This is a genomic window from Gardnerella sp. DNF00753, assembly GCF_049244275.1.
Taxonomy (GTDB): Bacteria; Actinomycetota; Actinomycetes; order Actinomycetales; family Bifidobacteriaceae; genus Bifidobacterium; species Bifidobacterium greenwoodii.
Genome location: NZ_CP058393.1, coordinates 168,488 through 182,960 on the forward strand (window position 1 = coordinate 168,488; position 14,473 = coordinate 182,960).

The 14,473-nt window shown below is 43.7% G+C and carries 12 protein-coding genes and 2 tRNA genes; 13 read left to right on the top strand and 1 reads right to left on the bottom strand.

Annotation, left to right across the window (positions count from 1 at the left end; genetic code table 11):
• The first annotated feature begins 116 nt into the window (after positions 1-116).
• The 7 genes from argS (at position 117) to HXT33_RS00775 (ending at position 9,673) form a co-directional block, all read left to right on the top strand.
• Positions 117-1,913, top strand: coding sequence for an arginine--tRNA ligase (argS, locus tag HXT33_RS00745; protein ID WP_421787137.1), 1,797 nt, complete (start codon positions 117-119; stop codon positions 1,911-1,913).
• Between the two features lie 256 nt (positions 1,914-2,169).
• Positions 2,170-3,717, top strand: a complete 1,548-nt coding sequence (brnQ, locus tag HXT33_RS00750; protein ID WP_421787139.1) for a branched-chain amino acid transport system II carrier protein — start codon at positions 2,170-2,172, stop codon at positions 3,715-3,717.
• Positions 3,718-4,087: 370 nt separating this feature from the next.
• The gene (locus HXT33_RS00755) at positions 4,088-5,368 is read left to right on the top strand and encodes an ABC transporter substrate-binding protein (protein WP_004135811.1); all 1,281 of its coding nucleotides are present in this window, start codon (positions 4,088-4,090) and stop codon (positions 5,366-5,368) included.
• A 2-nt stretch (positions 5,369-5,370) separates the two neighbouring features.
• Positions 5,371-6,336, top strand: coding sequence for a carbohydrate ABC transporter permease (locus HXT33_RS00760; protein WP_116794367.1), 966 nt, complete (start codon positions 5,371-5,373; stop codon positions 6,334-6,336).
• On the top strand, positions 6,320-7,162 hold the full coding sequence (locus tag HXT33_RS00765; RefSeq protein WP_004135807.1) for a carbohydrate ABC transporter permease: 843 nt from the start codon (positions 6,320-6,322) through the stop codon (positions 7,160-7,162). Before HXT33_RS00760 ends, HXT33_RS00765 begins: the two co-directional genes overlap by 17 nt.
• A gap of 55 nt (positions 7,163-7,217) precedes the next feature.
• Complete coding sequence (locus HXT33_RS00770; protein WP_419389003.1) at positions 7,218-8,612, top strand: glycoside hydrolase family 13 protein; 1,395 nt, start codon at positions 7,218-7,220, stop codon at positions 8,610-8,612.
• A complete protein-coding gene (locus HXT33_RS00775) occupies positions 8,609-9,673 on the top strand; it encodes a LacI family DNA-binding transcriptional regulator (RefSeq protein WP_004134179.1) in 1,065 nt (354 codons plus the stop codon). The genes HXT33_RS00770 and HXT33_RS00775 overlap by 4 nt, the downstream gene beginning before the upstream one ends.
• Positions 9,674-9,702: 29 nt before the next feature.
• On the opposite strand, the gene HXT33_RS00780 is transcribed toward HXT33_RS00775, so the two are convergent.
• Positions 9,703-10,050 (bottom strand): phenylpyruvate tautomerase MIF-related protein, encoded by a 348-nt coding sequence (locus HXT33_RS00780; protein ID WP_419389004.1) that lies wholly within the window; start codon positions 10,048-10,050, stop codon positions 9,703-9,705.
• An 84-nt stretch (positions 10,051-10,134) separates the two neighbouring features.
• Here HXT33_RS00780 and HXT33_RS00785 point away from each other — a divergent pair, with 84 nt between their 5' ends.
• The 6 genes from HXT33_RS00785 (at position 10,135) to HXT33_RS00810 (ending at position 14,361) form a co-directional block, all read left to right on the top strand.
• The gene (locus HXT33_RS00785) at positions 10,135-10,644 is read left to right on the top strand and encodes a GtrA family protein (protein ID WP_419389024.1); all 510 of its coding nucleotides are present in this window, start codon (positions 10,135-10,137) and stop codon (positions 10,642-10,644) included.
• Positions 10,645-10,659: 15 nt separating this feature from the next.
• Positions 10,660-11,376: a histidine phosphatase family protein gene (locus tag HXT33_RS00790; protein ID WP_421787142.1), complete on the top strand. Its 717-nt coding sequence runs from the start codon at positions 10,660-10,662 to the stop codon at positions 11,374-11,376.
• A 44-nt stretch (positions 11,377-11,420) separates the two neighbouring features.
• Entirely contained in the window at positions 11,421-12,401 is a 981-nt protein-coding gene (locus HXT33_RS00795) for a hypothetical protein (RefSeq protein ID WP_421787144.1), read from the top strand.
• Between the two features lie 27 nt (positions 12,402-12,428).
• A complete protein-coding gene (gene gltX / locus HXT33_RS00800; protein WP_004135799.1) occupies positions 12,429-13,991 on the top strand; it encodes a glutamate--tRNA ligase in 1,563 nt (520 codons plus the stop codon).
• Between the two features lie 185 nt (positions 13,992-14,176).
• Positions 14,177-14,249 (top strand) — tRNA-Glu (locus HXT33_RS00805).
• Positions 14,250-14,289: 40 nt separating this feature from the next.
• Positions 14,290-14,361 (top strand) — tRNA-Gln (locus HXT33_RS00810).
• Positions 14,362-14,473: the final 112 nt, after the last annotated feature.

Here is a 14,473-nt window from a genome sequence, read left to right on the forward strand (position 1 = left end):
CCAGTAATCGAAAATAGTTAATCGCAAAACAAAAGCGCTGGAAGTCAACCTTCGACTCCAGCGCTTTTTGTGTATTTAATCGCTAAGCATCGCGCGGTAACGCTAGACTGTAAACCATGAATCCAGAAAGCTTAAGTGAATTAATTGAAAAAATTGCTAAAGATTTAGTAGCAAGCGGTAAAGCTGGCAGTCTAACAGAAGATTTGATTCCTGCTGCCGAAAAACTTGCAGTTATGCGACCAAAAGATCGCGCGCACGGCGATTGGGCTACGAACGTTGCTATGCAGCTCGCTAAAAAAGCTGGTATGAAGCCTCACGATTTAGCGGAACTTTTTGCCGAGCGTTTGCAAGATGCGGAAGGTATTGCGCGCGTAGAAGTGGCAGGCCCTGGCTTTATTAACATAACGCTTGATTCTGCGTCTGCCGCGGCTGTTGTTGACGAAGTCTTAAAGCAGGGCGCGGATTTTGGGAAAAATACGCATTTAAGCGGCAAAACTTTGAATCTTGAGTTTGTTTCCGCAAATCCAACTGGTCCAATTCATATTGGTGGAACTCGCTGGGCTGCGGTTGGCGATTCCATGGCTCGAGTTTTGGAAGCGAACGGCGCAAAAGTTGTGCGCGAATACTACTTCAACGATCACGGCGAGCAAATCAACCGTTTTGCAAAGTCTTTAGTTGCTGCAGCTCATGGCGAAGAAACGCCTGCAGACGGCTACAAAGGCGCGTATATTAACGAAATCGCGGATGCTGTTATAAAAGAATCGCAAGCAGACGGCGTTGATATTCTTTCTTTGCCTAGAGTCGATCTTGGTAAAGACGAGGAAGGCTTGCCGCTTGGCGAAGGTGATTCCGAGCAGCGAGAAGAGTTCCGAAAGCGCGCAGTTCCAATGATGTTTGCGGAAATTCGCAAGTCAATGCGCGATTTTCGTGTTGGTTTTGACGTGTGGTTCCACGAGAACAGCCTGTATGAAGATGGCGAAGTTGAGCGCGCTATTACAGACTTGCGTGAGCGTGGAGATATTTTTGAAAAAGATGGCGCAACTTGGTTTGAATCCACCAAGCATGGAGACGATAAGGATCGCGTAATTATTAAGTCCGACGGCAATTACGCCTACTTCGCTGCAGATATTGCATACTATCGCAACAAGCGTCACCGTGATCAGAATCCTGCAGACGTAGCAATTTACATGCTCGGCGCTGATCATCACGGCTATATTGGCAGAATGATGGCAATGTGCGCGGCTTTTGGAGATAAGCCAGGCGAAAACATGCAGATTCTTATTGGTCAGCTTGTAAACGTTATGAAGGATGGCAAGCCAGTGCGCATGAGCAAGCGCGCTGGAAACGTTATTACGATTGACGATTTAGTTGATGCAATTGGCGTTGATGCTTCGCGCTACTCGCTTGCACGCACCGACTACAACACAAGCGTTGATATTGATTTGGATTTGCTTGCTTCTCACAGCAACGATAATCCTGTGTACTACGTGCAATACGCTCACGCACGCAGCTGCAATGTAGCTCGTAACGCTGCAGATGCTGGAATTAGTGCAGATGGAGCCGATTTAAGCTTGCTTAATACCGAGGCAGACGGCGAAGTGTTGGCTGCTTTGGCGCAATGGCCTGCTGCTTTGGCACAAGCTGGCGATTTGCGCGCTCCTCACCGCGTTGCGCATTATCTTGAGGATTTGGCCGCAAGCTACCACAAGTGGTACAACCTTGAGCGCGTAGTGCCAATGGAGTTAAGCGACCCAGAAAATCGCTTGCCAGAAGAAGAGCGTGAGGCGGCTCGCATTGCAAAGTGCCCAGAGCCAGCTCGTGCTGCAGCCAGGCTTAAGCTTAACTCTGCTGTGCGCACAGTAATTGCAGAAGGCCTTGATTTGCTTGGTGTTTCTGCTCCAGAAAAGATGTGATTTTGCTTATTTTATATAAGGTTTAGAGCAAAAACGTATAGCATTTTTTGATTAAGTAGGACGTTGGTAATATGCCAGCGTCCTACTTATTTTTTGATAAGAAGACACGCGCGAGATTGTAAATTTATGCCGATTAAGTACATGTGATTTATTAAGATACCCCCTAATATTATTTTCGCTTTAAATCCACAAGAAAGTCAGGGATTTGGCTGAATAATATGCTTAAACAATTTTTCACCATATAGGAGGTGTAAGCATGAGCGTCACAACACAAAGTGTCAGCACAGACAGTGCCCCGAAAAAAAGGAACCTGACAATTATTGAATCCGCATACGTGGCGGTCATGTTGTTTGGCATGTTCTTTGGCGCAGGAAATCTGATTTTCCCTGTGTTTCTTGGAGCTAATGCAGGCACTAATTCTGCGCCTGCAGCATTAGGATTTATTGTTACTGGCGTTGGCTTGCCATTGCTTGGCGTTACAGCACTCGCAATGAGCCGCGCAAACGGTCTTTTTGAGCTTTCAAGCAAAGCTAGCAAAAAGTACGGCATGTTCTTCACTTGTGTGCTGTATTTAACAATCGGCCCATTCTTTGCAATCCCACGCTGCGCAACAACTTCATACACTGTTGGCTTAGAGCGCGTTGTTCCGCAAGATGGAAACGGTCAGCTTTACTTATTCTTGTTCTCAGTAGTGTTCTTTGCGCTTGCGTTCTTCTTTGCTATGAAGCCAAGCGGCATACTTACGTGGGTTGGTAAAGTTCTTACGCCAATCTTCCTTGTGTTCCTAGCGATTTTGGTATTTACAGCACTATTTTCTCCTGTAAGTGGCGCTTCTGCGGATGCTGCTCCTATGGGAAATTACGTTAATAAGTCATTCTTTACAGGATTCTTAGATGGCTACAACACAATGGATGCTTTAGCTAGCTTGGCATTTGGAATTGTGGTTGTTAGTACTATTCGCCAATTTGGTGTAAAGGATCCTAAAGATGTGGCAGTGAATACTGCTCGTTCTGGATTCTTTAGCTGCTTGCTTATGGCAGTGATTTATGTTGCGATTGTTGTTGTTGGCGTGCGTAGCCGCGCGCTGTTCCCACCTGCGGAAAACGGTGGCGTAACTTTGGCGCAAGTTGCACGCTACCATCTTGGTAACGTTGGCTTATTCGTGCTTGCTGCAACTGTAACTCTTGCATGCTTAAAGACTGCGGTTGGCTTAATCGTAAGCTGCTCGGAAACCTTCTCTAAGTTATTCCCTAAGGGCCCTAGCTACCGTGTTTGGGCTGTGTTGATTACGCTTGTTTCGTTCGGCCTTGCAAACTTTGGTTTGAGCGCAATCATCGAATACGCTGTTCCAGTATTAATGTTCTTGTATCCACTGTCAATCGTGCTTATTCTTTTGGCTTTGTGCGGTCGACTTTTTGGAAATTCCAAAGTCGTGTACGCTTGGACACTTGGTTTTACTGGCGTTGCAGCTGTATTTGACTTTTTGAATAGTTCGCCAACAGCTTTGCGCAACGCATTGCATATGAACGATATGTTGATTGTTGCTCAAAACTGGTTGCCGTTCTCGGAATTTGGCATGGCTTGGGTTTGCCCAGCTGTTGTTGGATTTGTTGTTGGCTATGTGCGCATGGTTTTATGTGACAACAAAGGCATGGAAGAAGTGGCTCGTGCAGCTTCTGGCCCAGATCTTGAAGGCAGCGTTGCTAGCGACGATGATTATTCTTCAAGCAATGCTGAGTTTAACGATCCTGCTGACTTCGCTAAGTCGAACGTTGATGAACCTAATTTTAGTGAGCAATCCTAAAGTTTTGTAGCGTGTATAGATAGTCATAGTAATCGCCATATTTTGATGCGTATTTTACGTAACAGGATATGGCGATTTTTGTTAAAACGCGCACTTGACTTATTTATTGGAACGATTTAGTATATTTCAATAACGAACAAAATAATGTGCAATCTAAAGTAATTCTCGCTTAGCCAGTAAAGCAAGATACAAAAGGCACGCGTCTAATGCTCGATGTTGAGGCATTAGCAAAAGTGGTTGTTCATGAGTGAAAGGAGTAAACGACGCTGTTTGCAGCATAAGTCTGGCGTTGCTATATATCAAATGATTCATTGGGCGGTATGTCCAAGAACCTTTAAGTTTCTCTAAATATTTCTAAGGAAGAACAACGATGTTGAAACTAAAAAAGTTTGGAGCAATCTCTATGATGCTCGCTGCTGCGCTGTCTCTTACTGCATGCGGTGGCGGCACAAGCTCTACAAGTAATACTCAAGGTAAAACAACCGTTTCTGTTTGGCACTACTGGGATGGTGCTAATGCAGATGCTTTCGATAAAAAAGTAAAAGCATTTAATGCTTCGCACAAGAACATTGAGATTAAAACTACAAATGTTCCTAATGCTGATTTCTTAACAAAATTACGTGCATCTGCTACGTCAAATACTTTGCCTGATATGGCCATAGGTGATTTGATTTGGATGCCTCAAATGGCGCAAATTGGCAAATCTGCAGACTTAAAAAAGCTTCTCAAGCCTGAAGTAATTGATAATATTAACCCAGCATTGAAGAATTTCGGTTCAATTGACGGTCATTTAGTATCAGTTCCAATGTCAGCCAATAATCTTGCGTACATGTACAATCGCACAGTATTTAAGAAGGCTGGTTTAGATCCAGATAAGCCGCCAAAAACTTGGGATGAATTAAAGCAAATGGCCAAGCAGATTAAAGATAAGACTGGTCTTCCAGGTTACGATTTGCCAACTGAAGCAGGAGACAGCGGTGAGGCTCTTACCTGGAACTTCCAAGTCAATCTTTGGCAAGCTGGTGGCGAATTCTTAAAGAAAGATAACTCTGCTGCAGCATTTAACACTCCTGCAGGTAAGAAAGCTGCAAACTTCTGGATGGATCTTATTAAAAGTGGAGTGAGCCCATATGCTGGATGGGGCAAGTTTGAAAAAGGTCAAGGTGGTTCTGCGCAGGAAGGTTCATGGATGGTAGGTATTTGGGCTGCTGATCCGCCGTTTGATTTTGCTGCAGCGCCATTGCCAACCCCTGAAGGTGGTAAGCCATCTACCAACCTTGGCGGAGAACAGGCAATGCTATTTAATAATGATGATGCAAAAGTAAAAGCCGCTGCTGAATTTGTGACTTGGTTCTTGCAAGATAAACAAGTTCTTGATTGGTGTGAATCTACCGGCTTCCTGCCTGCAACAAAGAGTGCAGCTAGCAACGCAGAGTATCGTTCTTGGGTTGAGAAGAAAGAGCCTCGCTTGCTGCCATACATTGAACAAATGGCAACTGCTCATACTCGCCCGAACACCAAACTATATCCACAGATTTCGTTGGCATTCGCAAAGGAAATGGAAAAAGCATTTTCTGGCGAAGTAAATGTTGATACTGCATTAAAGAATGCAGAAAAAGCAGTCAACGACGTAATAGCGCAAGGTAAGTAATCATGCGTAACCCGATAACACAGCTAAAAAATAAGCAGACAGATGCTATTGACAACGTAAAAAGTGGCAGTAGTAAGCTGATGCGAAATGGTCGTAAAACTGTAGGAAAATGGGAGCAAATTCTCACAGCATGGGGATTGTTGCTTCCGGGATTAGTGATTCTCGTCATCTTCACTTTTTATCCAATTGTTTCTGCAGCGTACACGAGCTTAACGAACTGGAACGGTTTTTCTGCAAATCCAGATTTTATTGGATTGAAGAATTATGTAAAACTATCTCAAGATCCAGAATTTTGGAATAGTCTAACTGTGACTGTTATATATGCGTTTGGCGTAGCTGTGTTATCGGTTGTTTCCGGCTTGATTTTTGCGGTATTACTAGATGCGCCAATTCGCGCTCGCGGATTGTATCGCACCATATATTTCCTTCCTGTCGTTACCTCCTCGGTGGCTGTAGCAATTGTGTGGAAATATATGTTGGATCCATCGGGTCTTGTAAATTCTGTACTCTCATCCCTAGGCATTGCAGGACCCGACTGGCTCCACGATAAGTGGCTAGCATTATTTGCTACTATATTTCTTACGGTTTGGAAGAACCTCGGTTTTAATATCATTCTATATTTGACTGCTTTGCAATCTCTTTCTAAGTCAACTTATGAAGCTGCAAGTCTTGATGGTGCTACGAGCTGGCAACAGCTGCGTTATATTACAGTTCCTCTGTTAAGACCAATGACATTCTTCGTGGTTGTGCAAGCGCTGATTAGTAGTTTCCAATCATTTGATTTAATTTACGTGTTTACTGAAGGTGGTCCTCGAGGGGGCACTGACGTACTAGGAATGTTTATGTATCGTCAAGCATTTAGGTTAGGCAATTTTGGTTATGGCACAGCAATCGCAATAGCGTCGCTGGTATTGGTACTTATCGTAACTCTTGTGCAATGGAAGGTAAGCAATGCAGAAAATAAGTAAAGTCTTTACGAGATTGCGTTCATTGCATCTTGCTCGACATATTGTGCTCATTATTGGTGCAGCTTCGGTACTTATTCCATTTATGTGGATGTTTACAACCTCGTTGCAAACAAAAGCCGAAACGTATGCTGTTCAATCAGTAATTCCAACATCATGGCATTGGGAAAATTATTTGCATGCTTGGCAAAGCGCTCCATTTGCAAACTATTATATTAATAGCTTGATTATGTCGGCAATTATTGTAATTGGTCACCTTGCGTTTGATGCTATGGCAGCTTTTGCTTTTGCGCGATTAGAGTTTCCTGGAAAGAAAATATTATTCGTGCTGCTACTTTCTGCTTTCATGGTTCCAGCCTTCGTAACAGTTATACCTATGTACGGTATTATCGCTCAGTTGCGTTGGATTGATACTATGGCAGCCTTAACAGTTCCACGTTTGGCTGATGTATTCGGCATTATTTTGCTGCGACAGCATTTTACTACTATCCCGCGTGAGTTGGATGAAGCTGCACGAATTGATGGATGTTCAAGTCTTGGTATTTTTATTAAAGTTATTCTGCCGCTTTCTAAGCCTGCTCTTGCAACTCTTGGTGTATTCTCATTCCTATTTGCATGGAATGATTTCTTGTGGCCTCTGCTGGTTACAAATGCAGAAGAAATGCGTACTATTCAAATCGGATTAAGCGGTTTTGTTGGACGTTATGGTACTTCATGGAACTATTTAATGGCTGGAACTTTGACGTCAACTTTGCCATCAATTATTATTTTCTTCTTCTTCCAAAAAGCTCTTGAACGAGGAATAGCTTCTACGGGTCTTAAAGATTGAAGAAGTGATAAAACTTTCGTAATTTGTAAAATTAATTATTTGTTAGGAACAAGTCATGCAACCTGAGTGGGTAAAATCAAGTGTATTTTATCAGATTTTTCCGGAGCGTTTCGCAAATGCAAATGCTTCTATCAACCCTAATCCTGTAGAATCATGGGATAAATCTCCAACTAGAGATAATTTTTTCGGTGGTGATTTGAAAGGGATTGGGGAGCATCTGTCATATCTTGCGGATATGGGTGTCAATGCTTTATACCTCACTCCAATTTTCCAAGCAGATACGAATCATCGCTATGACGCTACTGATTATTTCAAAATTGATTCTCGACTTGGGAATGACGCAGATTTTGATGAATTTATTAAGCGCGCTCATGAATTGCAGATTCGTGTAGTTTTAGATGGTGTATTCAATCATTGTGGAATAGGCCACTGGGCTTTCCAAGATGTTGTGCGTAATGGCGAACAATCGCAATATGTTAATTGGTTTTCGGTAGAGGGATTTCCTGTAGTGTCTCATCCGGAACCGAATTATAAAACATGTTCAGGTTGCTACTATTTGCCAAAATGGAATGTATATAATCCAGAAGTTCGTAGACATCACTATAACGTTGCTAAATATTGGTTGAATCGTGGTATTGATGGTTGGCGTTTAGATGTTCCATATTTCGTAAATAAAACATTTTGGAAAGGTTTCCATAATATAGTGAAATCTTTTGGAGATGATAAATACTTAGTAGCTGAAGAATGGCGTAACCCTTCTCAATGGCTTACTCCTGAACTTATGGATGGAACCATGAATTATACTGTTCGTGATTTAGTCCTAGGTTTTTGCGCTGATGAAACTTTGGATGCTTATGATTTTGCAGATGGCATGAATGCTTTGTATAACGATATTCCGGAAGAGCATCGCTCTTGTATGTTGAATTTGCTTGGTAGTCATGATACTGAGCGCTTGCTTACGCGCACAAAGGCTCATGAATATGCTTGGGATACACCTGCTGAAGACGCTGAGAATTTAGCTTACGTTCTGCTATTTGCTGCTGATGGAGCTCCTATGGTGTATTACGGCGATGAAAATGGCATGGAAGGAGAAAATGATCCGGGTTGTCGTGCTCCTATGATTTGGGATGAGAATGCTTGGAATTTATCTGTTCGTAAAACAGTTTGCAAATTAATGCGTCTGCGTAGAGAAAATGCTGCTCTCCAATATGGCAGGCAGCATGTAGCTGCTTTAGGTAAACATACTGTGTGTGTTACGCGTACTTTGCCTTCAGGGCGTGCGTGCTTATGCTTAGTGCATCGCGGATCTGGAGCTTACATCAATTGTGATGATTTGCCAGTGCGTATGGATCGTGCGCTATTTGGTGTGCCAAGTATAATAGGTAATCAATACCGTATGGGAGAAAAATCCATCATAATGTATGAAGGTGAAGCAGTGGGGAAGCTATGAATGTTCGTAGAGTGACTATTAAAGATGTTGCAAAGAAAGCTAATGTTTCCAAGTCTGCAGTATCTTTTGCATATAATGATCCGTCAAAACTGTCTGAGGCGACGGTTGAGCATATTATGCAAACTGCTGAAGAAATGGGATATGTGCGAAGTGCAACAGCTAGAGCGTTGCGTACAAATTCTTCGAATGCTTTGGGCTTGTTGCTTCCGCAAGGTATTGATACGATTTTGCAAAATCCTTATTATTCACTTTTGATTCAAGGCATTGGGCAGGTTTGCCAGTCGGAAGGCTACACTTTGATGCTTGTCCCTCCATTAAGAGGTTCAATGTTAAAAGCTATTCCTACAGCTGCAGTAAGCGGTTTTATAATTTGCGGCTTGGAAGCTGAGCGTGCAGAAGTTGTTGAAATTTTGAATAAGCATGTTCCTGTAGTGATTGTTGATCCTGCTCAACCTATTAACGTTCCAACTGTAGAAGTCGACGACGAGCATGATTTTGAAGATTTAGTAGATCGACTTATTGATTTAGGTCATAGGAATATTGGTATTGCAGCAATTGAAACGAAATCGCATACTGATTATCCGGGATGGCAAGGAATAGTTGGTAGACGCATGGCAAGTGTTGTGCGTGCGCTTAGAAAGCACAACTTATCGCCGGAAGATAAAGAGATTACCGTTATAGAAACGCCTTGCACATATCAGGGTGGGGCTGATGTTTTCAACAAAATGTGGAATGACATTGATATTGAATGTAGGCCTACTGCGATTGTGTCGTTTAGTGACATTATTGCGCTAGGCGTGCTTGGAGCAGCTCAAGCGCAAGGATTACGCGTTCCTGAAGATCTTTCTATTACTGGTTATGATGATTTGCCTTTGTCTACAATTTGCACGCCTAGATTAACTACGGTTCATCAGCCAATTACTTCGAAAGGACGTTTGGCTGCAGAAAGTTTGATTGATCAAATACGTTTTAATGAAGAAGCTTTGCCTGTTTCGCATAAAAAACTAGGAACTGCCCTCATCGTGCGTGAATCTGTTGGGGCAGCTCCTACTAAGAAGTAATTGGCTTTAATATATTTTGCAGTTTTTACCTAGAAGTTGCCGCCGTTCCAACCCCAGTCGGTGGTTGCAGTGTAACGAATGTAAGTGCGGTCTTGTGGCACTCCAAGCTCGCTCTCCAAAGCCGCCATAATTTGCTCAGTTAACTTTTCCCAAGCCGAACCAGGCACGCTAGAGCCAAAAACGTTCACTTCAACGTAAGCTGCAGGTTTGGAATCGTCTCCTGCAAAATAAATCGGCATATTATCTTCGAACGGGCACATAAGCCAATGCTCACTTTTGCCTGGAACTGCGTTAATCGCCTTGCCGTAAGCAGCTTTTAATGCGTCGCGCTGGGCAGGTGTTGTGCTTACGGAAACATGAGTATGAATAACTGGCATAATTGCTCCCTTGCTAAATTTAGTAAGTTTTATTACGTAACAATTATATGTTAATTGTTAGCCGTCGCGTGTTTAATGGAATATATGAAAAAGCTTATTGAACAGGTTGTTAAATTCGGAATTGTAGGAATTATCGCGCTTATTATTGATGTTGCGCTTCTGAATTTGTTGCTTCTTGTGCACTTAAATAATGTTGCTGCAGGCACTATTTCGTTTATTATTTCGCTTATTTTTAACTACATTGCCAGCATGAAATACGTGTTTAAGCACCGCGAAGACATGGCTCGTTGGCTGGAATTGCTGATTTTCGTTATTTCCGCGGTTATTGGCTTGCTTATTAACGACGCGATTATTTGGGCTAGCACTTTTGGAATGGCACAAACTTTGCGCGGCACTGCAATTTACATGCTTCGCACAAACATTGGCAAGCTTATTGCAACAGTAGTTGTAGCTATATGGAATTTTGTTATTAGAAAGTGGCTTTTAGACGATACAAAGTCGCAAAAACCTGGTTATGATGCCGCTAAAGACAATACTTTTGCGCATAAGTTGGGTGAGTGGTCGCTGAATCATACGCCAAAAGGTTGGAAGTAAAAGTAGGAGTTAGTAATGCCGGCTACAACAATTCATTTTGTGCGTCACGGGGAAGTTGATAATCCGAATCATGTGCTGTACGAGCGTCTGCCGGGATTCCATCTTTCTGTGCGAGGCGTGCGAATGGCAAGAGCTACTGCGCAATATATTGCAACTGTGCCGCAAATGCGTGGGATTAGCGCAATCTACTCGTCTCCTCTTGATCGCACTCGCGAAACAGCGCGCGAAATCGAGGATGCTTTGCGTGCTGTTCCTGATTCTTGCTATGTAAAAGCGCACTGCGGTGAGGATTCTGCGCAATCTTCTGTGCAATCTTCTGTGCAATCTCATGAAAGCGACATTATTTTAGATAAGCGCTTGATTGAAGCTGGTAATAATTTCCGCGGAAAACGCATCGGCTATGGTGAAGGTGCATTGTGGAAAAACAATAATTGGAAGCTTGTTGCGAATTTGTGGAAGCCAAGTTGGGGAGAAAGCTACCGCAGTATTGCTACTCGTGTTGGTGATTTTGCGCGCGAGCAGGTTCGTAAGCATCCTGGCGAGCAAATTGTGGCTGTAACGCATGAGTCGCCGATTTGGTCTTACCGCCATCTGCTGGAAACTGGCCATGCTGAGCACAATATGCTTCTTCGCCACACGGCGTTGGCGTCAATTACTTCTATTACTTACGATTGCAAGACTTTGCGCGTACTTTCTATTACGTATGTAGATCCTGCAGCAAACGTTAAGTAATATAAAGGAATTGTAAGTAAGCGATGAAGGTAAAGGGACGTTCGATGGTAGATTCTTTTGAAAGCGCGGAAGTTGAAACCGCAAAAAATGAAAGCGCGGAAAATCTAAAGAACGCAGCTCAATCTGCCGCAAATTTGACCGCATTGTGGCCGTTAACAGAAGCGCGACACTTAGATAACGACGCAAAATACGCGGAAAATCTGGAAGTGCGCTCAATGCGAGCAATAGCGCGAATGCTTACGAATCTTGACGTTACTGTGCCGGATGCTGAATTTGTGTACGAAGGTGCGGATGAAATTCCGGGCAGACCTCAAGAAATTGTTGACGCTTTGCTCGCGGCTGCGGACGCCTACGATGAAATGGATTCGTGCTACGAGCCTAATTACGATGAAGCGGAAGCGGAAATTTTAGAAAACGACGTCAATAATAACGTCAATAATATAGAAACTATTTTTAATAAACTTGCCTCTCACTCTTCTGCGGATGCTGATGCAATTAATAGCGCTGCAGATACGCTGGGAGTGCAAGGAAATTGGGTTGCTGAAGATTTGCAAAACGCTATCGAATACGCAAAAAAGCAATCTTCTGAATACATGGAATCTGTAGAGTCGCAAAAAATTATTCTGGTTTTGTGTATTCTTATCAAGCTAGTTTCAAAAACTAGTGATATTAAAGAAACTTTACCGATTTTCCTTTATATTAACGAAGTATGCGAGTGTGCTGGAGTGCCTCGCATGATGTTTAAAGATACTCAGTGGTGCGAGCTTGTTGATTACGTGCGCAATTCGCAAGTAGATTGCAACGAAAGTAACGAAAGTAACGAAAATAGTATTAGCGCTTTAATTAATTTTGCGTCGCCTTTGTTAGCTGCTGAATGGCAAAAGCATCGTGAAGATGTGTTGTGGGATCCAGAAGTTGCGAAGAAGCTTGCAAAAGAAGAGGACGATAGAAAGTCTCGCGAAGCGTTAGCAGCAAAATTTGCGCATGTAGAAGGAAATAAGGAATCTACGCAAGCTTTGGACTGATGTAATCCGTCCGTAACGCGCGGCACAATGGAACTTATGACTGATACAGAGGAAACTCAAAACGCTGCGCAAGTTGCAGCAAAATCCGAAAAGCCTGAACTTCCAAAGAATGTTCGTGTGCGTTTTTGCCCTTCGCCAACCGGCACACCTCACGTTGGTATGGTTCGTACCGCGCTGTTTAATTGGGCAGAGGCTCGCCATACTCACGGCAAATTGCTGTTCCGTATTGAAGATACCGATAATGAGCGCGATAGTGAGGAAAGCTACCAGCAGATTATTGAGGCTCTTCGTTGGCTAAATATTGATTGGGACGAGGGTATTGATGTTGGTGGAGATAACGGCCCATACCGCCAGTCCCAGCGCATGGAGATTTATAAAGACGTAGCAAAAAAGCTTTTTGAAGCAGGATACGCTTACGAATCCTTCTCTACTCCTGAAGAAATTAAGGAGCGTAATATTGCTGCTGGTCGTCCAGCTGAGTTTGGCTACGATGGCTACGATCGCAATCTTACTGAAGAGCAGAAGCAAGCTTTCCGCGACGAAGGCCGTAAGCCTGCGCTTCGTTTGAAGATGCCAAATGAAGACATTACTTTTAACGATTTAATTCGTGGCGAAATCACTTTTAAGGCTGGTTCTGTTCCAGATTATGTGATTGTGCGCCCGAATGGCGATCCGCTTTACACGCTTACGAACCCTGTTGACGACGCGTTAATGGACGTGAACGTGGTTTTGCGCGGTGAGGATATTCTTAGCTCCACACCTCGCCAGATTGTGCTTTACCGTTACCTTATGGAAATGGGTATTGCTAAGGAAACTCCGCTTTACGGACACATGCCTTACGTTATGGGCGAAGGTAAGAAGAAGCTTTCTAAGCGAGATCCAGAGTCCAACTTGTTCTTGCATAGAGATAACGGCTTTATTCCAGAAGGCTTGCTGAACTACTTGGCTTTGCTTGGCTGGTCGATTGCGCCTGATCGTGACGTGTTCACTATGGACGAAATGATTGAAAAGTTTGATGTGCGAGACGTTAAAGCAAATCCTGCACACTTTGACTTGGATAAAGCAATTTCGATTAACGCTGAGCATATTCGTATGCTCGATCCGCAAGATTTCTTGAACCGTTCCGTGCCATACTTGCATAAGGATGGCGTAGTTAGTGCGGATAATTGGGATGCCTTAACTGACCGCGAACGTGAAGTGCTAACTGCTGCAGCTCCACTCGTGCAGCCTCGCGTGCGTTTGCTTGGTGAGGTTGCTGGAATGGTTGGAAGCCTTCTTAGTGAAGATGGCTACATTGCTCCAGATGACGACGCTCGTAAGCAGTTGAAGGAATCTGCAGGCGAGGTTCTTGACGCTGCGCTCGCTGCCTTGAAGGACGTTGATGCTTCTGATTGGCATACTGATTCCTTGCATGAGCTTTTGAACAAGAAGCTTGTTGAGGAAGCTGATTACAAGCCGCGCTTGGCGTTTGGCCCTGTGCGAGTTGCTCTTTCTGGCCGTCGCGTTTCGCCTCCACTGTTTGAGTCCATGGAAATTGTGGGCAAAGACGTGACTCTGGCGCGTTTGGCTGGATTGCGTGAGCATTTGTAAATCACAAATAATTTATAATCGCAAATAAAATTTTAATAAGGCGGGAGTGTGGCACTATTGCTACGTTTCCGCCTTTTTATTTGTTTTATGTTTTAATATATTTTCGACACGCCGCGGTTGCATGTATTTGCTTTATGTTGTAAAGTCGCTATTTGTTGCGTCAAGAGGCGTAGCGATAAATGAAAGCCCCCGTCGTCTAGCGGCCTAGGACTACGCCCTCTCACGGCGCCAACACCGGTTCAAATCCGGTCGGGGGTACGAAGACGGAACGGTTCCAAGAGCCGCGAAGCCTGCCAATTGGGGTATGGTGTAATTGGCAACACAGGTGATTCTGGTTCATCCATTCTTGGTTCGAGTCCAGGTACCCCAGCGAATAGCTCTCGTAGAACGAGGGCTTTTTTGTTATCTATCTGCATCTCTGCGTATTTTGTCATCGCGCGGCATAAACTACTCACGATTGAGTAGTTTTGGTCGATTACCAC

Coding starts and splice junctions, on each gene's coding strand:
- HXT33_RS00765 (WP_004135807.1), top strand. CDS start 6,320: ATGCAGAAAATAAGTAAAGTCTTTACGAGATTGCGTTCATTGCATCTT.
- HXT33_RS00780 (WP_419389004.1), bottom strand. CDS start 10,050: ATGCCAGTTATTCATACTCATGTTTCCGTAAGCACAACACCTGCCCAG.
- HXT33_RS00785 (WP_419389024.1), top strand. CDS start 10,135: ATGAAAAAGCTTATTGAACAGGTTGTTAAATTCGGAATTGTAGGAATT.
- HXT33_RS00790 (WP_421787142.1), top strand. CDS start 10,660: ATGCCGGCTACAACAATTCATTTTGTGCGTCACGGGGAAGTTGATAAT.
- HXT33_RS00770 (WP_419389003.1), top strand. CDS start 7,218: ATGCAACCTGAGTGGGTAAAATCAAGTGTATTTTATCAGATTTTTCCG.
- brnQ (WP_421787139.1), top strand. CDS start 2,170: ATGAGCGTCACAACACAAAGTGTCAGCACAGACAGTGCCCCGAAAAAA.
- gltX (WP_004135799.1), top strand. CDS start 12,429: ATGGAACTTATGACTGATACAGAGGAAACTCAAAACGCTGCGCAAGTT.
- HXT33_RS00760 (WP_116794367.1), top strand. CDS start 5,371: ATGCGTAACCCGATAACACAGCTAAAAAATAAGCAGACAGATGCTATT.
- HXT33_RS00795 (WP_421787144.1), top strand. CDS start 11,421: ATGGTAGATTCTTTTGAAAGCGCGGAAGTTGAAACCGCAAAAAATGAA.
- HXT33_RS00775 (WP_004134179.1), top strand. CDS start 8,609: ATGAATGTTCGTAGAGTGACTATTAAAGATGTTGCAAAGAAAGCTAAT.
- HXT33_RS00755 (WP_004135811.1), top strand. CDS start 4,088: ATGTTGAAACTAAAAAAGTTTGGAGCAATCTCTATGATGCTCGCTGCT.
- argS (WP_421787137.1), top strand. CDS start 117: ATGAATCCAGAAAGCTTAAGTGAATTAATTGAAAAAATTGCTAAAGAT.